Raw genomic sequence first — 19,458 nt, forward strand, 5'->3', positions numbered from 1 at the left:
CAATGATCCCACCAGGCGAAACGATCGGAATTCTCGGCGGCGGCCAACTGGGCCGGATGATCGCGGTGGCGGCCGCGCAGCTCGGCTATCGCTGCCATATCTTTGCACCCGAAGCCGATTCGATCGCTGCAGAAGTAAGCGCGGCGTTCACCTGTGCGGACTGGCACGATGCCGAAGCCCTCGCCCGCTTCGCCGCGGACTGCGCAGTGGTGACCTACGAATTCGAGAACGTGCCGGTCGCGCCGCTGCTGCAGCTTGGCGATACCGTCCTCCATCCCCACCCGCGCGCCCTGGAAACCGCGCAGGATCGCCTCAACGAAAAGACCTTCGTCACCGATCTGGGCGGCGCTCCCGCGCCCTTCGCCCCGGTCGATTCGGCGGCCGACCTCGACGCGGCCATTGCCGCCATCGGCGCGCCGGGCATCCTCAAGACCCGCCGCGACGGCTATGACGGCAAGGGCCAGTGGCGGATCATGACGGCCGAGGACGCCAGGGGACTGGACCTGCCGGCCAAGCCGCTGATCTACGAAGGGTTCGTGAACTTCTTCGCCGAATTCTCGGTCATCCTGTGCCGCGGCGAAGACGGCGACATCCGCTATTTCGATAGCGCCCAGAATATCCATGAGGGCGGCATTCTCTCGCTCAGCACGGTCCCGGCCAGCGCCGAAGTCGAGGCGCAGGTCCCCGCCGCGCGCGAACTGGCGGCCAGGGTCGCCGACGCGCTGGGCTATGTCGGGGTGCTCACGCTGGAATTCTTCGCGACCAGGGACGGCCCGGTCTTCAACGAGATGGCGCCGCGCGTGCACAATTCGGGGCACTGGACCATCGAAGGCGCGGTCACCAGCCAGTTCGAAAACCACGTCCGCGCGATCTGCGGGCTGCCGCTGGGCGGCACCGGCCTTGCCGCCAGGGCCGTGGAGATGCGCAACCTGATCGGCGACGAGGCGCACGACTGGCCCGCGATCCTCTCCGATCCGGCCAACCACCTGCACCTCTACGGCAAGGCGGCCGCGCGCCCCGGCCGAAAGATGGGCCACGTCACCCGCCTGACATTCGACTGAGGGCACGAAACGGGGTGAAGCAGGACATCTTCCTCATCTATGCCCGCGCCGCCAATGGCGTGATCGGGCGCGACGGCCAGTTGCCGTGGCGCCTGCCCGCCGATCTCAAGCGCTTCAAAGCCATGACCATGGGCAAGCCGATGATCATGGGCCGCAAGACCTTCGAGAGCTTTCCCAGCCCCCTGCCCGGCCGTCGCCACATCGTCCTGACCCGCGATGCAAGCTGGCAAGCTCCCGGCGCCGAAGTCGCCCACTCGGTGGAAGAGGCGCTTGCGGCAGCGGGAGAAGGCGACGTTGCAGTGATCGGCGGCGCAGAAATCTACGCCTTGTTCCTGGACAAGGCCACGCGCATAGAACTGACCGAAGTCCATGCCGATTTCGAGGGCGACACCTTCATGCCGCCGGCGGGACCGTCATGGCATGAAGCGGCGCGCGAGGAACACCCGGCCGAAGGCGCGTATCCCGCACACGCTTTCGTGACGCTTCTCCGCCACGTATAGGCCCAGACGACATGATTCGCCTCGACAACCACAATCCCATCCCCGAATCCTGCCGCGGCGCGATCATCGCGCTGGGCAACTTCGACGGATTCCACCAGGGCCACCAGGCCGTGGTCGGCGAAGCGATCGCCTGGGCCCGGGCGGAAGGCCGCCCGGCCGTCGTGGCGACATTCGATCCGCATCCGGTGCGTTATTTCCAGCCCGAAGCCGAACCGTTCCGACTCACCACCCTCGCTCAGCGGCAGGAACTATTCGCTGCAGCCGGGGCCGATGCCATGCTGGTGTTCCACTTCGACGCGGCAATGGCGAACACGACGGCTGAGCACTGGATCGAGGAAATCCTCGCCGGTCAACTCGGCGCTGCCGGCGTCGTGACCGGCGACGACTTCACTTTCGGCAAGGGCCGCGGCGGCAATCCCTGCATCCTGCGCGAAATGGGCCCGCAATTCGGCATCTCCTCGCGCTCGGTGGGCGCGGTGCACGACGATGAAGGCCCGATCAGTTCCAGCCGCATCCGCGACGCGCTGCGCGCGGGCGAGTGCGAGACGGTCAAGCGCCTGCTGACCCGCCCCTTCGCCATACGCGGCATCGTCCAGCACGGCGATAAGCGCGGCCGCGTGATCGGCTTCCCGACCGCGAACCTCGACCTCGGCACATACCTGCGTCCACGTTACGGCATCTATGCAGTGACCGGACACCTTCCCGACGGCCGCACGGTGCTCGGCGCTGCCAACATCGGCGTGCGCCCCACCTTCGATCCGCCGCGCGAACTTCTCGAGCCGCATTTCTTCGACTTTTCCGGTGACCTCTACGGCCAGGAAATCGAGATCGCCTTTCACCACTATCTGCGAGCCGAAGCGAAATTCGATTCGCTCGACGCCCTGGTCGCGCAGATGACCCGCGACTGCGACAAGGCCCGCGAACTGCTTTCCGATCTGGCCTGAGAGTTTCTCCGGGGCATCCCCAGATCAGCACGGCACACTCCGCGCATCCTGAGCGGGATTGATAATCCTCGCTCGCAGGCGGCTGTCACGGCGCAAAGGGACGTACAGGTCCGTCCGATTCTGCTCCAATCTGGCGGAACTGGCGCCCGACACGAATGCGCACCCTTTTCCGATGGCGCAGATTGCTCTAACGCCCGCCGATCATGACCGAACAGCGCGATTATCGTAGCACCGTCTTCCTGCCGAAGACCGATTTCCCGATGAAGGCCGGACTCCCCCAGAAGGAGCCGGGCATTCTGGCGCGCTGGCAGGAACAGGACATTTACGCAAGAACGCGCGAGGCCCGCTCGGGCCGCGACAAGTTCATCCTTCATGACGGCCCGCCCTACGCCAATGGCGACATGCACATCGGCCATGCGCTCAACCACATCCTCAAGGACATGGTCGCGCGCACCCAGACGCTGCTGGGCAAGGACGCGCCCTACGTTCCGGGCTGGGACTGCCACGGCCTGCCGATCGAATGGAAGGTCGAGGAGCAGTACCGCAAGAAGAAGAAGAACAAGGACGAAGTCCCGGCCGAGGAATTCCGCGCCGAATGCCGCGCCTATGCACAGAGCTGGGTCGACGTGCAGCGCGAACAGCTCAAGCGGCTGGGCGTCAACGGCCACTGGGACAAGCCCTACCTGACGATGGACTTCGCCGCCGAGGCGACCATCGTCACCGAACTGCTCAAGTTCGCCGAGAACGACATGCTCTACCGCGGCGCCAAGCCGGTGATGTGGAGCCCGGTCGAAAAGACCGCGCTGGCCGAGGCCGAGGTCGAGTACGAGGACATCGTCTCCACCCAGATCGACGTCGCCTTCGAGATCGTCGAAGCCGAGGACGAGGACCTGCTCGGCGCCTCGGTGGTGATCTGGACGACCACGCCCTGGACGATCCCGGTCAACCAGGCGATCGCCTATGGCAAGCACATCGATTACCACATGATCGAGGTCGAGGGCGGCGCGCGCTACATGGTCGCCGAACCGCTCGTCGAGAACTTCCTCAAGCGTATCGGCGCCGAGAGCCACAAGCTGCACTTCTTCATCAAGGGCGCGTCGCTTGCAGGCACCAAGGTGCGCCATCCGATGCACGCGCTGGGCGGCTTCTTCGCCGAACCGCGCCCGCTGCTCGACGGCTCCAGCTTCGTCACCACCGAAAGCGGCACCGGCTTCGTCCACATGGCGCCCGACCACGGCGAGGACGACTTCGAGCTGTGCAAGGCGAACGGGATCAATCCCAAGTTCGCGGTCGAGGGCGACGGTCGCTATCGTGAGGACTGGGGTTGGCTCGGCGGCCAGGGTTCGGTCATCAACCCGAAGTTCAACGCGCCCGACGGCCCGATCTGCAGCGACCTTCGCGAAGCCGGCGGCCTGCTGGCGGCCAGCGCGGACTACAGCCACTCCTATCCGCACTCGTGGCGGTCCAAGGCCAAGGTGATCTTCCGCTGCACGCCGCAGTGGTTCGTGCCGATGGACAAGGCGCTGGGCCACCTGCCCGCCACCACCCGCGCTGAGCAGCGCTGGGAAGGCGAAGGCGGCGCGGTCGACCAACTGGACGAGAGCGAGGGCGCTGCCCCGACGCTGCGCCAGGCCGCCGTGCAGGCAATCGCCGCTACCCGCTTCGTTCCCGAAAAGGGCCGCAACCGCATCGGTTCGATGGTCGAAGGCCGCCCCGACTGGGTCCTGTCGCGCCAGCGCGCCTGGGGCGTGCCGATCACGCTGTTCGTCAACCGCGAGACCGGCGAATACCTCGTCGACGCCGAAGTCAACGCCCGCATCATCAACGCGATCCGCGAATCGGGTGTGGATGCCTGGAGCGAAGCGCGCGCGCAGGAATTCCTCGGCCCGGACTACAAGGCCGACGACTACGAGCGGGTCACCGACATTCTCGACGTCTGGTTCGATTCCGGCTCGACCCACGCCTTCGTCCTCGAAAGCGGCAAGTGGCCCGAACTGGCCCCGCACGAGGATCACGTCGGCCCGATCGCCGATCTCTACCTCGAAGGATCGGACCAGCATCGCGGCTGGTTCCAGTCCTCGCTGCTCGAAGCCTGCGCGACGCGCGGCCATGCGCCCTACAAGGCCATCCTCACCCACGGCTTCACGATGGACGCCAAGGGCATGAAGATGTCCAAGTCGCTGGGCAACACGGTCAGCCCGCTCAAGGTCATGGAGCAGTACGGCGCCGACATCATCCGGCTCTGGGCGCTTTCGGTCGACTTCACCGAAGACCACCGCATCGGCGACGAGATCCTCAAGGGCGTGGCCGACCAGTACCGCCGCCTGCGCAACACGTTCCGCTACATGCTGGGCGCGCTCGCCGACTTCGACGAAGCCGAACGCCTGCCGGTTGCCGAAATGCCGGAACTGGAGCGCTATGTGCTCGCCCTGCTCGGCAAGCTCGACAGGAAGCTGCACGAAGCGGTCCGCGACTACGACTTCAACGAGTACGTGCGGTCGCTGATCGACTTCTGCAACGAGGACCTTTCGGCCTTCTTCTTCGACATCCGCAAGGACTGCCTCTACTGCGATGCGCCGACGGATCCGAAGCGGCGCGCCTATCGCACCGTCCTCGACACGCTGTTCCATGCGCTGATCCGCTATGCCGCGCCGGTGATCGTCTTCACCACCGAGGAAGTCTGGGGCACGCGCTATCCCGATGGCGACAGCGTCCACCTGCTGGAATGGCCCAAGGTGCCCGAGGTCGAGGCCGACCTGGCGCGCTGGGATGCCCTGCGCGACCTGCGCGAGAAGGTCACCGAAGCGATCGAGCCGCTGCGCCGCGAGAAGATCGTCGGCTCCAGCCTTGCCGCCGAAGTGACCGTACCGGCATCGGCTCCCGAAGCGGACTTCGCCGAACTGTTCATCACAGCGACAGTGACCCGGGGGCAAGGCGAAACAGTGTCCGCGTCCCCGACCTCCCACCACAAGTGCGGCCGCTGCTGGCGCCACCTTCCGGAAGTGTCCGAGGACGGCGCGCTGTGCGATCGCTGCGACGATGTCGTCGGCGCGATGGAAACCCCTGCGTGAGCAGTCCCATGCGCAACCGGCTGCTGGGCCTGCTGATCGCGGCCGTGGTCTTCCTTATCGACCAGGGCTTCAAGTCCTGGGTGGTGAACGGCCTCAACCTGCGCGAAGTGCGGGTCATCGAACTGTTGCCGTTCTTCGACCTCAACTGGACACAGAACTTCGGCGTCTCGCTGGGCCTGTTCACTGCCGGGTCGACCGAGGGCCGCTGGGCGCTCGTGGCGATGACCGCGGCAATCGCGACTTTCGTGTTCGTCTGGCTGCTGCGCGAGCGCAAGATGGCCGACATCGCCGCCCTGGCCCTCGTGCTCGGCGGTGCGCTCGGCAATATCCGCGACCGCTTCCTGCTCGGCTACGTGATCGACTATGCCGACTTGCATTTCGGGGAATTTCGCCCCTTCCTGATCTTCAATATCGCCGATGCCGCCATTACCATCGGCGTCCTGATTATCCTTGCCCGATCCCTGCTTTCGCGCGAGAAGCCTGATTCAACGGTCGAAACGGCCCCGGAGAGTTGATTTGATGCCCAAGATGAAAACTGGCGCCCTCGTTCTCGTCACTGCAGGCGCCGTGTTCCTGTCCGGCTGCGGCAGCACCGGCCTGTTCAATCGCAATCGTCCCGACGAATTCGCGGTGCAGCGCCAGTCGCCGCTGGTCGTACCGCCCGATTTCTCGCTGAGCCCGCCCAAGGAAGGCCAGCCGCGCCCGACCGACGGCACCCTGCAGCAGCAGACGCTCGACGCGATGTTCGGCGGCCCGCAGGCCCGCAGCGAGATCGAGAAGACCACGCTGGGCATGGCCGGCACGCCCGACCCGGCAATCCGCTCGACGGTTGGCGATCCCTCGACCTACACGGTCGCCAAGGGCCAGGTCACCCGCCAGATCCTCTCCGCCCCCGAAGGCGACGGACGCGACGCGCAGACCGCCATCGGCGGCTGATTTGCCACGACAGATCGCGAAAAGGCCGGGGCGATTGCTCCGGCCTTTTTGTTTGCGGACGGCCGATTGAGCTCCGGCGAAGGCATCCAAGGCCCGGCCGAGCGTCAGCCGTCGCCGGAAACCCCGTCGTCCCCGCCGTCGACCGCCTCCATCTCGACCAGGAGCTTGTCGATGCGCAGGCCGTCCATGTCGACGACCTCGAAGCGCCAACCCTGTTCGGTGAAGACTTCACCCTCGCGGGGGACTTTCTTGAGAACCGCAAGCACGAAGCCGGCCACGGTCGCATATTCGCGGTCATGGGACAGATCTATGTCCAGCCGCTCGGCAAAGGCGTCGGCCGGCATCGAGCCGGAGACGAGCAGCGAACCGTCGGCGCGTTCGATAACCATCGGCTCGTCGCCTTCGTCCTGGTGGCTGACGAAGTTACCGGCAAGGGCCGCAAGCATGTCCGAAGGCGTCACCACGCCTTCGAGATGGCCGTACTCGTCATGGACCACCGCCATCGAGACTTCCGCCACCTGCAGCTTGCGCAGCGCATCCATCGCATCGAGCTGGTCGGGAATGACTTCGGCCTTCTTCATCATGGCGCGGATATCGACCTCGCGCCCCTCGACGAGCGCGGCCAGGACCTCGCGGACCTTGAGGATGCCCAGCACCTTGTCGGGTACGTCCTCGTCCGCCACGGGCAGCAGCGAGTGCGGCGATCCGGCAATCCGCGCGCGCAGTTCCTCGCTGGTGGAATCGACGTCGATCCAGTCGATCTGGTTGCGCGGGGTCATCAGTTCGCGCACCGGCCGGTCGGCCAGCTTCATGACCCCTGCCATCATTGCCCGCTCGTCCTCGTCGATCGCGCCCGAACGGGTCGCCTCGGCGAAAATCATGTGCAGTTCCTCGGCGGTCAGCTGCTCTTCCCCGCCGCGGCGCACCGCCAGCAGGCGCAGGATCAGGCCCGAGGACTTGTCGAGCAGCCAGACGAAAGGCGCCATGATCTGCGCCAGCAATGCCATCGGCCGGGCCATGATGATCGCCACCGGCTCCGCGGCGCGCAAGGCCAGTTGCTTGGGCACCAGTTCGCCGATCACGAGGCTGCCGTAAGTCGTCGCGATAATGACGAGCGCGAAACCGATCTGGCCCGAGAGATGGCCCGGAACGCCCAGCATCGCCAGCCTCTCGCCCACCGGCTCGCCCAGGCTTGCCCCCGAATAGGCGCCCGCGATGATGCCGATCAGGGTGATGCCGATCTGCACCGTGGAGAGAAACTTGCCCGGGTCCGAAGCAAGATCGAGCGCAGTCTGCGCAGCTCTGCTACCTTTTTCCGCGGATACCTTGAGCCGGGCCGCCCGAGCCGACACGATCGCCAGTTCGGACATGGAAAACAGGCCGTTGATCAGGATCAGGCCGGCGATGATGAGGAGGTCTGTCCAGGGAAAGGGCGTCACAATATCCCTGCGCTAGCAGAGATTTCCGCAATAGCGAAGCGCTGCGTGAAGCGGCAACAAATGCTCACAAGCGAACGTGCCTCTGGAACATAGGCGGGCAACAAGCGTTTGGCCGACATCATCAATTTGCCATTCATGTTCACTATCACACAGATGAATGCGCAGACAGAGATATACAGAGGAAGGGCCAAGACCATGAAACGAACTCGCCTGTTCACGGCAACAGCCGCCGCCATTTCGCTGATCGCAGTGTCCGGCTGCGTCACCGATCCGAACACCGGCGAACGCAAGGTCTCGCGCACGGCCATCGGCGGCGTGGGCGGCGCCGGGCTCGGCTATCTTCTGGGCAGCGTGATCGGCGGCAAGACCGCGCGCATCGTCGGCGCGGGCATCGGCGGCGTCGCCGGTGGCGTGGTCGGCTACCAGATGGACAAGCAGATCAAGGAACTGAAGGAACAGACCGCCGGTTCCGGCGTCGACGTCAGCCAGGAAGGCGACGGTATTCTCGTCAACCTGCCCGACGTGACTTTCGCCGTGGATTCCACCGCGATCAGCCCCTCGTTTCAAGCGACGCTCGACAAGGTCGCGCAGAGCATGATCCAGTATCCCAACAGCCTGATCGACGTGTACGGCCACACCGATTCAACCGGCTCGGACGCGTACAACATGGACCTGTCCAAGCGCCGTGCCGATTCCGTCGGGCGCTACCTGATTTCGCGCGGCGTGTCGTCGGCTCGCATCCAGACCCAGGGCATGGGCGAGAACTACCCGGTAGCCGACAATTCGACCGCCGAGGGCCGCGCGCTCAACCGCCGCGTGGAAATCAAGATCACCCCGGTGACGACCGACGAGGCTGCCGCCGCACGCTGATTGCACACCCCGTAGACGGGATCGGTAGAGGGGTCGGCGCGTGGGAACGCCGGCCCCTTCTTCGTTGGCGCCCACTGCACGATGGGCAGCCCGCGTGAATCTTCCCCAGTTCGGCCTTGCGCCGGTCATTTCCTTTTGCGCATGGGCGCTCTAGTTAACCGGGTGTGACGCCCGCTTCGCGCAAGATCCTGCTCGTTTCCGCTGCCGGCCTGGGGCTGTGCGCCGCCATGGTGGCAGGCCGCGGGCTGAGCCAGGTGGGTGCATTCGCGGTGCTCAATCCCGCGGTCGACGCCACCCGGGCGCAGGAAGACATGCTGGCCGCGCGCCGCGAGGGCGATGCCGCTCGCGAGCGCGCCGAAAAGCTCGAAAAGCAGGCGCGGCAGGTAACCCAGCAGGCCGAGAAGACCGCGCGCGAGGCCGCTGCGGTCGCCGCCCGCATCCAGCAGACCGAAGCAGCCATTGCGGTACAGGCGGCGAAAGTCCGGCTGGTCGCCTCGCAGAGAGCCGAGCTGCGCGCGCGTCTGGCCGAGCGGCAGGCACCGCTGGCCGGGCTGACCGGTGCGTTGCAGCGCCTGTCGCGCCGACCGCCCCTGCTCGCCCTGCTGCGGCCGGGATCGGTGCGCGATGCCGTTTACCTTCGCGCCCTGCTCGATACGATGCTGCCCGAAGTGCAGCGCCGCACCGCCTCACTGCGCAGCGAGATCGAGCGTGGCCGGGCGCTGGAGCGCAATGCCCAGGCCGCGGCCAACGACCTGAAGATGGCCGAGGCGGAAATGCGCCGACGGCGCGGCGAACTGGCAACCCTGGAAGCACGCCAGCGGCTGGCCAGCCGCGAGGCTACCGGCGTCGCCGCGCGCGAAAGCGAGCGCGCCCTGGCCCTGGCCGAAAAGGCCCGCGACCTGAGCGATATCGTCGACGAGATGGGGCGGCAAGGCGAACTGCGCCAAGAGCTGGCCGCACTGCCCGGACCGATCATGCGTCCGCCGCGCCCCGAGGAAGCGCAAGTGATCGCCTCCTCGCAGTTCGTCACCCCGCCCGAGGGTCTTCCCACCTACATGCTTCCCGTCACCGGCCGCGTCGTGACCGGATTCGGAGAGGATGCTCCCGGGCTCAACCGTTCGCGCGGCATCACCCTGGCGACCCGGGCCAATGCCCAGGCCGTCGCCCCTGCGCCGGGACGCATCGCCTATGCCGGGCCCTACCGCGGCTACGACCGCATCGTCATCATCGAACACAGCGGCGGCTGGACCTCGCTGATCACCGGCCTCGCCCGCCTTGACGTCGATGTCGGCGAACGGGTGGTGGCCGGATCGCCGCTGGGCATGACAGGGCCCGGCCAGCCGCAAGTCCTCGTCGAACTGCGGCGCGAGGGCGAACCCGTTAATCCCCTGCAATATATCCGCTCGCTATAGTGCAGTGACGAGGATCGCTGCTTCACACCGTGCCGAGGGCCAAGGCCGCATCGCTGGCAATTGGCGCAAAGGCCCGGTAATATGCGCGATCATGTGCCAAGACCGGCTGCGGCCGGCGTGACGAACGAGAGGCAGTCAAGCCCGATGAAGATCAGATCCATCCTGCGCGCGACCATGCTGGTTTCCGCCGTAGCGGTCCTGCCGGTGGCAACGTCCGGCCTGTCGGCCGTCGACAGCCGCGTGAATCCGGGTTTCGACAAGCTGTTCACCATCTACGAACTGGTGAAGCAGAACTATGTCGACCCGGTCGACGACGACAAGCTGCTCAAGGGCGCCATCGACGGCATGCTCGCCAGCCTCGATCCGCACTCCAACTATCTCGACGGCCCTTCGCTGCAGCGGCTCGAGACGATGATCGACGGCAACTATTCCGGCCTCGGCCTTTCGGTCGTGGAGGATGACGGCGCGGTCAAGGTGGTCTCGCCGTTCAAGGGCAGCCCGGCGGAAAAGGCCGGAGTGAAGGCGGGCGACTACATCACCCACCTCGACGGCGTGCTCTACTACGAACGCGACCTCGACGAGGCCGTGTCCAAGATGCGCGGCCCGGCCGGCACTTCGATCCGCCTGACGATCTATCGCCCCGGGCGCGACGAACCCTTCGACGTCACCGTGACTCGCGGCGTCATCGAGCTCGAGCCGGTGACCTGGGAGCTCAAGGACGACATCGGCGTCATCTCGGTCAACGAATTCTCGCGCGATGTCGGCAACGACGTGAACAAGGCGATCGCCGACCTCAAGAAGCAGGCGGCAACGGCGGGCGGCAAGCTCGACGGCCTCGTGCTCGACCTGCGCTCCAATCCGGGCGGTTCGCTCGACGAAGCCGTGGCGCTCTCGGACCTGTTCCTCGACAAGGGCGTGATCGTCTCGCAGCGCGGCCGCATCGCCAGCGAGAACCAGTATTATCGCGCCGAAACCATGTTCCGCGGCGACGTCGTCAAGGGCATGCCGGTGATCGTCCTGGTCGACGCGGGCTCCGCCTCGGCCTCGGAAATCGTGGCCGGCGCGCTGCAGGACCAGCACCGCGCTGTGGTGATGGGCGAGCGCACCTTCGGCAAGGGGTCGGTCCAGTCGTTCATCCAGCTCGACAAGAACAGCGCAGTCAAGCTGACGACGGCGCGCTACTTCACGCCTTCGGGCCACTCGGTGCAGGAAGGCGGCATCGTGCCCGACATCAAGGTGCCGCAGATGTCCGATCCCGATGCAAGGGCCCGCGCCGAACGGGCAGTGCGCGAATCCGACCTGCGCGGCCACCTGATCAACGAGGCCGCGCTTGAGGACAAGGACCTCGAGAACGACAAGATGGACGATCCGCGCTTCAAGGTTTCGGCCGAGGAGCTGAAGGAAAAGGGCATCGACGACTTCCAGCTTCACTACGCGATCGCGACGCTGCAGCGCACCGCCGGCAAGCCGGCGCTCGCAACCAATGCGCCATCCGACAAGAAGAACTGAGCGGGCCGGACACGGGAAAGCTGAACATATGACCGTCGCCGTCGCCACGCCCTTGCGCGCCGCCCGCCTGCTTGCGCTCGCCATTCCGCTGGCTTTGCTGGGCGGCGCCTACCTCAGCCAGTACGGCTTCGGCCTCTACCCTTGCGAGATGTGCTGGTGGCAACGCTATCCGCACATGATCGCGATACCGTTCGCCCTGCTTGCCTTTTTCTGGCGACCGGTCGCGCCGCTGGTGGCGATCGCCGCGCTGGCAGTGCTCGTTTCAGGCCTGATCGGCGGCTTTCACGCCGGAGTCGAGTATGGCTGGTGGCATGGCGTCACCGCCTGCACCGCCAGCGTGTTCGACGGCGGCGGCGATCCCCTTGCCGCGATCATGAAGGCCCCGGTGATCCGCTGCGACGTGGCGCCCTGGGACCTGTGGGGCATTTCGCTGGCGGGCTGGAATTTCCTCATTTCCACCGGCGGGGCCCTGCTTGTCTTCACGCTGATCGCGATGAACGGCAAAGTACAGCTCACGGCGCCCGAAAAGGTATAAGGCACAAGGTTTGGACACAGGCATGGACGCGAAATCGGAACGCAACGCCCGGATCCTCAGGGTCGATCAGGCCGGCGAATATGGCGCCACGCGCATCTACGCAGGCCAGCTCGCGGTCATGGGTACCCGCGCCGAGCATTCGAGCGAGATCGCCGGCATGGCCGAGCAGGAAGCCGATCACCGCGCCCGCTTCGATGCGATGATCGCCGAGCGAGGCGTGCGCCCCACCCTGCTCCAGCCGGTGTGGTCCGTCGCCGGTTATGCGCTGGGCGCGGCAACCGCACTGCTGGGCCCCAAGGCCGCGATGGCCTGCACCGCCGCAATCGAAACCGAGATCGACCGCCACTACACCCAGCAACTCGAAGAGCTGGAAGGCGACGACGACACTGAACTGCGAGAGACGATCCGCGAATTCCGCGATGACGAGCGCGAGCATCGCGACGCCGCACTGGCCGCCGGGGCCGAGCAGGCGCCCGCCTATCCGCTGTTGTTCAACGCCATCCGGCTGGGCTGCCGCGCGGCCATCAAGCTGTCCGAGCGCATCTGACGCTTCGCAGGAGAAATTGATCCGCGTCAGGGCTTTCTTCCTGGCTTCACCTACCGTTCAAGGCCGGTCTGGCCTATATCCTGACCGATAACGATCAATCCGATGCATGGAGCATAACCGATGGCCCGCCTCCTGACTGCCGCCGCAGCCCTCGCCGCCCTTTCCGCGGGCCTGACTTTCGCAGCCGCTCCTGCCACCGCGCAAGAGGACGATGGCGAGAAGGTCAACCAGGTCATCGTCTTCGGCGACGATCCCTGCCCCGAATCGTCGGGCAACGAGATCACCGTCTGCGCGCGCAAGGCCGAAGCGGAACGCTACCGCATTCCCGAACCTCTGCGCGGTGTGGATTCGCCCAAGTCCGAAGCCTGGACCAACCGGGTGGAAGCCTACGAAACGGTCGGCGCGTTCGGCACGATGAGCTGCTCTCCGGTCGGCGGCGGTGGCGCGCTAGGCTGCACCCAGAAGCTGATCGACCAGGCCTATGCCGAGAAGGCCAACGCCTCCGACGTGAAATTCAGCGAACTGATCGCACAAGAACGCGCCAAGCGGCTCTCGACCATCGATGCCGAAGCGGCCGCGCAGCAGAAGCGGGTCGAGGCGGCCGAAAAGGCCTATCTCGAGCAGAAGCAGCGCCAGCAGGCGGAAACCGATGCCGCCGAAGACAAGAGCGGCACCGCGACCATTGCTACGCCGGTTGATGAATCCGAAGACAAGTAAGCGCGGCCGGTCCGCCCTTCGCGGCGGGCTGCGGCGTCGAACATGAAAAAGGCCGGGATCGCTCCCGGCCTTTTTACTTTTCGGTTCGCGTTCCGATCTTGCCCGAAACTCAGGTCAGGGCAATGTCGGGAGCATCTTCCTGCTTCATGCCCACGACGTGGTAGCCGGCATCGACATGGTGCGTCTCGCCGGTCACGCCCGAGGAGAGGTCCGAGAGGAAATAGAGGCCCGAACCGCCGACGTCCTCGATCGTGACGTTACGGCGCAGCGGCGAGTTCAGCTCGTTCCACCTTAGAATGTAGCGGAAATCGCCGATGCCGCTGGCAGCCAGCGTCTTGATCGGACCGGCCGAGATCGCATTGACGCGGATGTTCTGCGGGCCGAGATCGTTGGCAAGATACTGCACCGAAGTTTCAAGCGCGGCCTTGGCCACGCCCATGACGTTGTAGTGCGGCACGACCTTTTCCGCGCCGTAATAGGTCAGTGTCAGGATCGAGCCGCCATTCGGCATCATTTCCACCGCCCGCTTCGTCACCGCGACGAGGCTGTAGGCGGAGATGTTCATCGTCATCAGGAAGTTTTCAAGGCTGGTATCGACGTACTTGCCGCGCAGCTCGCTCTTGTCCGAAAAGCCGATGGCGTGGACGATGAAGTCAATCGTGTCCCAGCGCTCGCGGATCTGGTCGAAGCACGCGTCGACCGCTTCCATGTTCGCCACGTCGCATTCGACGAGAAAATCGCTGCCAAGGCTTTCGGCCAGCGGCTTCACGCGCTTGGCGAGTGCTTCCCCCTGATAGGAGAAGGCCAGCTCGGCGCCGTGTTCATGCAGCTTCCTGGCAATGCCCCAGGCCAGCGACTTATCATTGGCTAGGCCCATGATCAGGCCGCGTTTCCCCTGCATCAGACCGGTCATTCGTGTTCATCCTGTACTTCGTTATCGTCCTGGGCCGAGGACGCCCGCGCCCGCCTGAGCAATTCGCGCTCTTCCGGCGATTCCGCGAGCGCCGCATTGAGTTCGGCGCCCACGACCATCCCTAGTCCGACAAGCCAGAAAAAGAAAAGCGCGATCATCACTCCGGCGAGACTTCCGTAAGTCAGATCGTAAACGAAGAAATTGCGCAACACCTGCGGGAGCAACCAGACGACAAGCAGCCACCAGACGGTAACGAGCGCGGCGCCGGGCCACTTGGGATAGATCCCGCGCTGGTAGGCCCGCGGCGTCAGCAGGTAGAAAAGCGTGTAAATTGAACCGAATAGCGTGGCGGTCGAGATCGTGCGCGAGACCATGATCTGGTCGATCACCGAATCGAGGCGGGGAAACAGAACCAGAAGGACTTCCTCGATCGCCCCGATCAGGACCTGCGATGACAGCGAGACCAGAAGCAGGATCACCGAGCCGAAAATCAGACCGGTGGAAAACAGGCGGTAGCGCCAGAAGGCCCTGTCCTTGGCCATGCCGTAGGCGCGGTGGAGAATGTCGCGGATCGTCTCGATCAGGCTGGTCGCGGTCCACAGGCCGAACAGCCCGCCGACCCAGAGCAGCCAGCCATGCCGGGCCGCCACGACGTCGCGCGCGACCGGGTCGATCACTTCGGCCACGCGCGGTGGCACCGCGATCAGCAGGGCATCGATCGAAGCGTCGAGGCGACCCTGCTCGCCAAGCGCCGAGAAAATGGCGGCCAGGGCGATGAAGAAGGGAAACAGCGCCAGCAGGGTCATGTAGGCAAGGTTGCCGGCGTGGATGAAGCCGTCGTGCCACGCCCCCGACAAAACCCGCCGCAGGACGGCGAAAAAGCGCGATCCGGGCCCGGCCCGGCGCCGCAGCTCATCCTTGATCCGGTCACGCCGCCGTAGCGCCTCGCGCCGCCGGGACTCTGGCGAGAGGTCCGCCATGACCCGGTCCAGCGGGTCATCCTGTTCTATAGGCTGTTCGACCTGCACCGGGCAGTCATAGGTCCTGGGCCGTCACACGCCAAGTTTGCCGCGCACGTCACGGTTGTCGCGCCAGCCCTCCAGCCGCTTGGCAAGGTCGCTGTCGTTTTCCGGCAGTACGATCTCGAGGGTAATGAGCTGGTCCCCGCGCGATCCGTCCTTGCGGCTGAAGCCCTTGCCCTTGATACGCAGGACCTTGCCCGAGCTGACCCCCGGAGGGATCGAGAGCATGACCGCACCCGATGCCGTGGGTGCCTTGACCTTGGCTCCGGCGATCGCCTCGTCCAGCGTGATCGGCAGATCGATCCGCAAGTCGTCGCCGTCGCGGTGGAAGAACGGGTGATGCTGGATATGCACCGTCACGGTCGCATCGCCGGGGCCGCCCGGCCCCTGCTCGCCCTTGCCGGCAAGGCGCATCTGCGTGCCTTCCTCGACTCCGGCGGGCAGCTTGAGGTCGATGGTCTTGCCATCGGAAAGGGTAATGCGCTGGTCCTTGCGTTCGGCCGCGTCGGTCAGCGAGACGGAAAGCCGGTAGGACACGTTGGCACCGCGCGGCGCCCGCCCGCGACCTCCGCCCATTCCTCCCATACCGCCCATACCGCCCATACCGCCGGCGCCGCCGCGTGGGCCGCCACCGCCGAAGATCCCGCCGAACAGGTCTTCGAGGTCAATGCCGTCGTTGCTGCCGAAGCCTCCGCCGAAACCGCGCTGGCCGCCCGGTCCGCCGCCGAAACCACCGCCCGGGCCGCCGAAGCCGCCCATCGTCGGATTGCCGTCGGCATCGATCTCACCGCGATCGAACTGCGCGCGCTTGGCCTTGTCGGAAAGCAGGTCATAAGCCGCGGTGACCTGGCTGAAGCGGTCAGCGGCCTTCGGATTGTCCTTGTTGGCGTCGGGATGAAACTCCTTCGCAAGCTTGCGATATGCGGACTTGATGTCCTTCTCGCTCGCCCCGCGCGAAACGCCTAGAATGGTATAAGGATCTGCTGCCATGGTGACATTTAGCTAGGTGTCCAATTGGATTACGGCAAGCGCTGTCTGTGCGGCAGCGTCTCTGGCGACTTTCCCACGGGGGGACAGGCCGCTATTGGCATTCCCATGCCAAGCATTGCGCGCCCCGATTGTCCCCGATCAAGGCAGGATGCCCTCGCTTGCTCCACAAGGACCGGGGCAACCCCGACCGCAATCGTCGCAGCGGCATTCGTTGAATTCAACCTGACAGGATATTTCCATGGAAGCTGAACAGGCCCGCGAGGTCATCCCCCACGGCGACCCCTTTGCGCTGTTCACGGCCTGGTACGACGAGGCCCGCGAAACCGAGCCCAACGATTCCAATGCCATGGCCCTGGCCACCGCGACGCCCGAGGGCCTGCCGTCGGTGCGCATGGTCCTGCTCAAGGGCTACGGCCCGGATGGCTTCGTCTTCTACACCAACGGCCACAGCCGCAAGGGCCAGGAGATCGCCGCCAACCCCAACGTCGCGCTGCTGTTCCACTGGAAGAGCTTGCGCCGCCAGATCCGCATCGAAGGCCGGCTCCAGCCGGTCAGCGATGCCGAGGCCGACGCTTATTTCCACTCGCGCGCGCGCGATTCCCAACTGGGCGCGGTCGCGTCCGACCAGTCGGCCCCGCTCGACAGCCGCGAGACCTTCCTGGCCCGCTACGAAGCCGCGCGTGACAGGTTCGCTCATGGCGAAGTCGACCGCCCGCCGCACTGGGGCGGCTTCCGGGTGGTGCCCAGCGCCATCGAATTCTGGCATGATCGCCCCTATCGCCTGCACGAGCGCCGCCGTTTCGTGCGCGATGTCACGTCTCATGGCCATGCCGGTGCATGGTCCAGCACCCTGCTCTACCCGTGAGGTCCAGCACTTGAGCTTGAATCACGATCACGAATCGGCCGGACTGAACCGCAGCGCCGCTCTTGCCAGCATCGGCGCGGCGTTTTTCCTTCTGGCGCTCAAGTCGTGGGCCGCGTGGTCGACAGGCTCGATCGCGATGCTCGGCAGCCTTGCCGACACCACGCTCGACCTCGTTGCCAGCTTGGCCACGCTCCTGGGCGTGTGGATCGCATCGCAGCCCGCAGACGACAAGCACCGCTTCGGCCACGGTAAGGCCGAAGCCATCGCCGCCCTGTTCCAGATCCTGCTGATCTCGATCTCGGCACTGGGCATCGCCACCCGCGCGATCGAGGAATTCCTGTCCGGCGGGCGGGTCGAAGCAGCCGACATGGGGATCGGCGTCTCCGTAGTGGCGATCGTGGTCACTTTCGCGCTGCTGTCCTGGCAGCGCTACGTGATCCGAAAGACCAAGAGCCTCGCGATCCATACCGACAGCGTCCACTACCAGTCGGACCTGCTCCTCAACGTCGCCGTGATCGCAGCGCTCGTGCTCGACCAGTACGCGGGACTGCGCGGCGCTGACCCGGTGTTCGGCCTGGGCATCGCCCTCTGGCTGGGGTGGGGCGCCTGGAACGCTTCGAAGGCCGTGCTGAACCAGTTGATGGACCACGAATGGCCAGAGGAAAAGAAGCAGCGCGTGCTGGAGCTGATTGCCCACAATCCCGACATCAGCGGGGTCCATGACCTGCGCACGCGCGTTTCGGGCAACAAGCACTTCGTGCAATTCCACGTCTGGGTCGACGCCAACATGACCGTGCGCCAGGCCCACCGCGTGATGGACGACATCGAGGGAACCATTCACGCCGAATTCCCCGAAGTGGAGATCCTGATCCACACCGACCCGGACGGCCTCGTCGACGAAGTGGGCAGTGCGGGCAAGGACGTCCTGCCCCCTATCCGCGTCGAAGCCACGAAATAGGCGGCCTGCCTCAGTTCGAGGGGAACAGCGCCAGCAGGGCGCCCAGTTCGTAATGCAGCGCCTGTTCCTGCTGCGCGTCGCTGGCTCCCAGCCGCACCACCGTCAGCAGCTGGCTTGGCGAACCGATGACGTACTGGCCATGTTCGCCAAGACAGGCGAAAACGTCGGACTTGGCAGTGCCGGGATAGAGCCTTGCGTTCTCGCCCGGTTCGGCCCGGTTGAGCCAGACCCCGGCGCCATAGCCCGGATTGCGCGGGCTCGGCGCCAGCATGAACTGCACCCAGCGACGCGGCAGGATCTGCGCGCCCTTGACCGAACCGTTGTGGCGCAGGAACTCGCCCAGGTTCGCCCAGTCGCGTGCCGAGGCATCGACCATGGCCGCACCGATCATCGTGCCCGCCCGGTCATACTCGACGCGCATGGTCTTTAGCCCAAGCGGGTCGAGCACGCGGTTGTCGAGGTATTCTTCCACGGCCCTGCGACGGCGGCCCGGATCGCTGTCGGGCGAAAGCACCCGCGCGGCGAGGTCGGAAAGGATCACCGCGCTCGCGGAGGAATTCTCGAAGACCTGTCCGGCCGGCGCTTCGAGCGGCTGCGCCTCGGCATAGGCCGCCATGTCGTCGCGGCCATCGAGGAACAGCATGCGGATGCGATCCGACTGGCGCGCGACATCGCCTTGCCCGGCATCGCCGGTCTCACTGTGGCGCAGGCCCGAACGCATCTGCAGCAGCTGCTTGAGTGTGATTTCGCCGCGCGGATCGCCCGGGCGCTGCCATGCGGGCACCGGAGCCGATTCGTTCAGCCGCAGGCGTCCGTCGCTGACGAGCTGGCCGATCATCAGCGCCGTCACGCACTGGCCCATGGCCCAGCCCTGCAGCGGCGTCGTGGCCGAAACGCCCTGTCCATAGCGCTCGGCAATCACCGAGCCGCGCTTCATGATCACCAGTGCGTCTGTCCGCCCGACCGCATCGTCGTCGAACAGGCGGTCGATCGCGCGGCCAAGGGCATCGCGGGGCGCGCCGCCTTCGTCCTTGATCGCGGCCTGCGCCTGCGCGCTGGGAGGCGGCGGCGCATCTGCTCCACCGTTACTGCAGCCCCACAGGGTTGGCACGGCAAGGAAGGCGAGGATATGGGAGAGGCGGCGCACCGTCATGATGCGCGGTGTAGTG

The 19,458-nt window shown here is 65.8% G+C and carries 19 protein-coding genes; 14 read left to right on the forward strand and 5 right to left on the reverse strand.

Annotated features, from left to right (window positions below; all coding sequences use genetic code 11):
• Window positions 1-2: 2 nt before the first annotated feature.
• The 6 genes from JI59_RS10865 (at window position 3) to JI59_RS10890 (ending at window position 6,512) form a co-directional block, all read left to right on the forward strand.
• Window positions 3-1,061: a 5-(carboxyamino)imidazole ribonucleotide synthase gene (locus JI59_RS10865; protein ID WP_007012682.1), complete on the forward strand. Its 1,059-nt coding sequence runs from the start codon at window positions 3-5 to the stop codon at window positions 1,059-1,061.
• Between the two features lie 14 nt (window positions 1,062-1,075).
• Window positions 1,076-1,561: a dihydrofolate reductase gene (locus JI59_RS10870; RefSeq protein ID WP_007012681.1), complete on the forward strand. Its 486-nt coding sequence runs from the start codon at window positions 1,076-1,078 to the stop codon at window positions 1,559-1,561.
• Between the two features lie 11 nt (window positions 1,562-1,572).
• Window positions 1,573-2,505 carry a bifunctional riboflavin kinase/FAD synthetase gene (locus JI59_RS10875; protein WP_007012680.1) on the forward strand — a complete coding sequence of 311 codons (933 nt, stop codon included), beginning with the start codon at window positions 1,573-1,575 and terminating at the stop codon, window positions 2,503-2,505.
• A 203-nt stretch (window positions 2,506-2,708) separates the two neighbouring features.
• Window positions 2,709-5,576 (forward strand): isoleucine--tRNA ligase, encoded by a 2,868-nt coding sequence (gene ileS / locus JI59_RS10880; RefSeq protein WP_007012679.1) that lies wholly within the window; start codon window positions 2,709-2,711, stop codon window positions 5,574-5,576.
• 8 nt (window positions 5,577-5,584) lie between these two features.
• Window positions 5,585-6,091 (forward strand): signal peptidase II, encoded by a 507-nt coding sequence (gene lspA / locus JI59_RS10885; RefSeq protein WP_007012678.1) that lies wholly within the window; start codon window positions 5,585-5,587, stop codon window positions 6,089-6,091.
• A 4-nt stretch (window positions 6,092-6,095) separates the two neighbouring features.
• Window positions 6,096-6,512, forward strand: a complete 417-nt coding sequence (locus JI59_RS10890; RefSeq protein WP_007012677.1) for a DUF3035 domain-containing protein — start codon at window positions 6,096-6,098, stop codon at window positions 6,510-6,512.
• 104 nt (window positions 6,513-6,616) lie between these two features.
• Here the strand turns inward: JI59_RS10890 and JI59_RS10895 are convergent, their stop codons facing one another.
• Complete coding sequence (locus JI59_RS10895) at window positions 6,617-7,951, reverse strand: hemolysin family protein (RefSeq protein WP_007012676.1); 1,335 nt, start codon at window positions 7,949-7,951, stop codon at window positions 6,617-6,619.
• Between the two features lie 195 nt (window positions 7,952-8,146).
• Here JI59_RS10895 and JI59_RS10905 point away from each other — a divergent pair, with 195 nt between their 5' ends.
• The 6 genes from JI59_RS10905 to JI59_RS10930 all read left to right on the forward strand — a co-directional run bounded on the left by JI59_RS10905 (window position 8,147) and on the right by JI59_RS10930 (window position 13,541).
• Window positions 8,147-8,821: a YiaD family glycine zipper/OmpA-like lipoprotein gene (locus tag JI59_RS10905; protein WP_013831521.1), complete on the forward strand. Its 675-nt coding sequence runs from the start codon at window positions 8,147-8,149 to the stop codon at window positions 8,819-8,821.
• 164 nt (window positions 8,822-8,985) lie between these two features.
• Complete coding sequence (locus JI59_RS10910) at window positions 8,986-10,233, forward strand: murein hydrolase activator EnvC family protein (protein ID WP_007012674.1); 1,248 nt, start codon at window positions 8,986-8,988, stop codon at window positions 10,231-10,233.
• Between the two features lie 144 nt (window positions 10,234-10,377).
• Window positions 10,378-11,742 carry a S41 family peptidase gene (locus tag JI59_RS10915; protein WP_038577482.1) on the forward strand — a complete coding sequence of 455 codons (1,365 nt, stop codon included), beginning with the start codon at window positions 10,378-10,380 and terminating at the stop codon, window positions 11,740-11,742.
• 28 nt (window positions 11,743-11,770) lie between these two features.
• Window positions 11,771-12,277: a disulfide bond formation protein B gene (locus JI59_RS10920; protein WP_007012672.1), complete on the forward strand. Its 507-nt coding sequence runs from the start codon at window positions 11,771-11,773 to the stop codon at window positions 12,275-12,277.
• 22 nt (window positions 12,278-12,299) lie between these two features.
• Window positions 12,300-12,824 (forward strand): demethoxyubiquinone hydroxylase family protein, encoded by a 525-nt coding sequence (locus JI59_RS10925; RefSeq protein WP_007012671.1) that lies wholly within the window; start codon window positions 12,300-12,302, stop codon window positions 12,822-12,824.
• A 120-nt stretch (window positions 12,825-12,944) separates the two neighbouring features.
• The gene (locus JI59_RS10930; protein ID WP_007012670.1) at window positions 12,945-13,541 is read left to right on the forward strand and encodes a hypothetical protein; all 597 of its coding nucleotides are present in this window, start codon (window positions 12,945-12,947) and stop codon (window positions 13,539-13,541) included.
• A gap of 109 nt (window positions 13,542-13,650) precedes the next feature.
• Here JI59_RS10930 and fabI read toward each other — a convergent pair whose 3' ends face one another.
• The 3 genes from fabI to JI59_RS10945 all read right to left on the reverse strand — a co-directional run bounded on the left by fabI (window position 13,651) and on the right by JI59_RS10945 (window position 16,466).
• Window positions 13,651-14,454 (reverse strand): enoyl-ACP reductase FabI, encoded by an 804-nt coding sequence (fabI, locus tag JI59_RS10935; protein WP_007012669.1) that lies wholly within the window; start codon window positions 14,452-14,454, stop codon window positions 13,651-13,653.
• Entirely contained in the window at window positions 14,451-15,434 is a 984-nt protein-coding gene (locus tag JI59_RS10940) for a YihY/virulence factor BrkB family protein (protein ID WP_052117967.1), read from the reverse strand. Before JI59_RS10940 ends, fabI begins: the two co-directional genes overlap by 4 nt.
• A 72-nt stretch (window positions 15,435-15,506) precedes the next feature.
• Entirely contained in the window at window positions 15,507-16,466 is a 960-nt protein-coding gene (locus tag JI59_RS10945; RefSeq protein WP_007012667.1) for a DnaJ C-terminal domain-containing protein, read from the reverse strand.
• Window positions 16,467-16,704: 238 nt separating this feature from the next.
• Here JI59_RS10945 and pdxH point away from each other — a divergent pair, with 238 nt between their 5' ends.
• Complete coding sequence (pdxH, locus tag JI59_RS10950; protein WP_007012665.1) at window positions 16,705-17,331, forward strand: pyridoxamine 5'-phosphate oxidase; 627 nt, start codon at window positions 16,705-16,707, stop codon at window positions 17,329-17,331.
• Window positions 17,332-17,347: 16 nt separating this feature from the next.
• On the forward strand, window positions 17,348-18,289 hold the full coding sequence (locus JI59_RS10955) for a cation diffusion facilitator family transporter (RefSeq protein WP_007012666.1): 942 nt from the start codon (window positions 17,348-17,350) through the stop codon (window positions 18,287-18,289).
• A gap of 10 nt (window positions 18,290-18,299) precedes the next feature.
• Here the strand turns inward: JI59_RS10955 and JI59_RS10960 are convergent, their stop codons facing one another.
• Window positions 18,300-19,442: a serine hydrolase domain-containing protein gene (locus tag JI59_RS10960; RefSeq protein ID WP_007012664.1), complete on the reverse strand. Its 1,143-nt coding sequence runs from the start codon at window positions 19,440-19,442 to the stop codon at window positions 18,300-18,302.
• Window positions 19,443-19,458: the final 16 nt, after the last annotated feature.

Source organism: Novosphingobium pentaromativorans US6-1 (genome assembly GCF_000767465.1).
Classification (GTDB): domain Bacteria; phylum Pseudomonadota; class Alphaproteobacteria; order Sphingomonadales; family Sphingomonadaceae; genus Novosphingobium; species Novosphingobium pentaromativorans.

Excerpts from the sequence above, each read along its gene's own strand:
- JI59_RS10920 (WP_007012672.1), top strand. The coding sequence starts at position 11,771 with ATGACCGTCGCCGTCGCCACGCCCTTGCGCGCCGCCCGCCTGCTTGCG.
- fabI (WP_007012669.1), bottom strand. The coding sequence starts at position 14,454 with ATGACCGGTCTGATGCAGGGGAAACGCGGCCTGATCATGGGCCTAGCC.
- JI59_RS10940 (WP_052117967.1), bottom strand. The coding sequence starts at position 15,434 with ATGGCGGACCTCTCGCCAGAGTCCCGGCGGCGCGAGGCGCTACGGCGG.
- ileS (WP_007012679.1), top strand. The coding sequence starts at position 2,709 with ATGACCGAACAGCGCGATTATCGTAGCACCGTCTTCCTGCCGAAGACC.
- pdxH (WP_007012665.1), top strand. The coding sequence starts at position 16,705 with ATGGAAGCTGAACAGGCCCGCGAGGTCATCCCCCACGGCGACCCCTTT.
- JI59_RS10945 (WP_007012667.1), bottom strand. The coding sequence starts at position 16,466 with ATGGCAGCAGATCCTTATACCATTCTAGGCGTTTCGCGCGGGGCGAGC.
- JI59_RS10890 (WP_007012677.1), top strand. The coding sequence starts at position 6,096 with ATGCCCAAGATGAAAACTGGCGCCCTCGTTCTCGTCACTGCAGGCGCC.
- JI59_RS10875 (WP_007012680.1), top strand. The coding sequence starts at position 1,573 with ATGATTCGCCTCGACAACCACAATCCCATCCCCGAATCCTGCCGCGGC.
- JI59_RS10905 (WP_013831521.1), top strand. The coding sequence starts at position 8,147 with ATGAAACGAACTCGCCTGTTCACGGCAACAGCCGCCGCCATTTCGCTG.
- JI59_RS10865 (WP_007012682.1), top strand. The coding sequence starts at position 3 with ATGATCCCACCAGGCGAAACGATCGGAATTCTCGGCGGCGGCCAACTG.
- JI59_RS10915 (WP_038577482.1), top strand. The coding sequence starts at position 10,378 with ATGAAGATCAGATCCATCCTGCGCGCGACCATGCTGGTTTCCGCCGTA.
- JI59_RS10930 (WP_007012670.1), top strand. The coding sequence starts at position 12,945 with ATGGCCCGCCTCCTGACTGCCGCCGCAGCCCTCGCCGCCCTTTCCGCG.
- JI59_RS10960 (WP_007012664.1), bottom strand. The coding sequence starts at position 19,442 with ATGACGGTGCGCCGCCTCTCCCATATCCTCGCCTTCCTTGCCGTGCCA.
- lspA (WP_007012678.1), top strand. The coding sequence starts at position 5,585 with ATGCGCAACCGGCTGCTGGGCCTGCTGATCGCGGCCGTGGTCTTCCTT.
- JI59_RS10925 (WP_007012671.1), top strand. The coding sequence starts at position 12,300 with ATGGACGCGAAATCGGAACGCAACGCCCGGATCCTCAGGGTCGATCAG.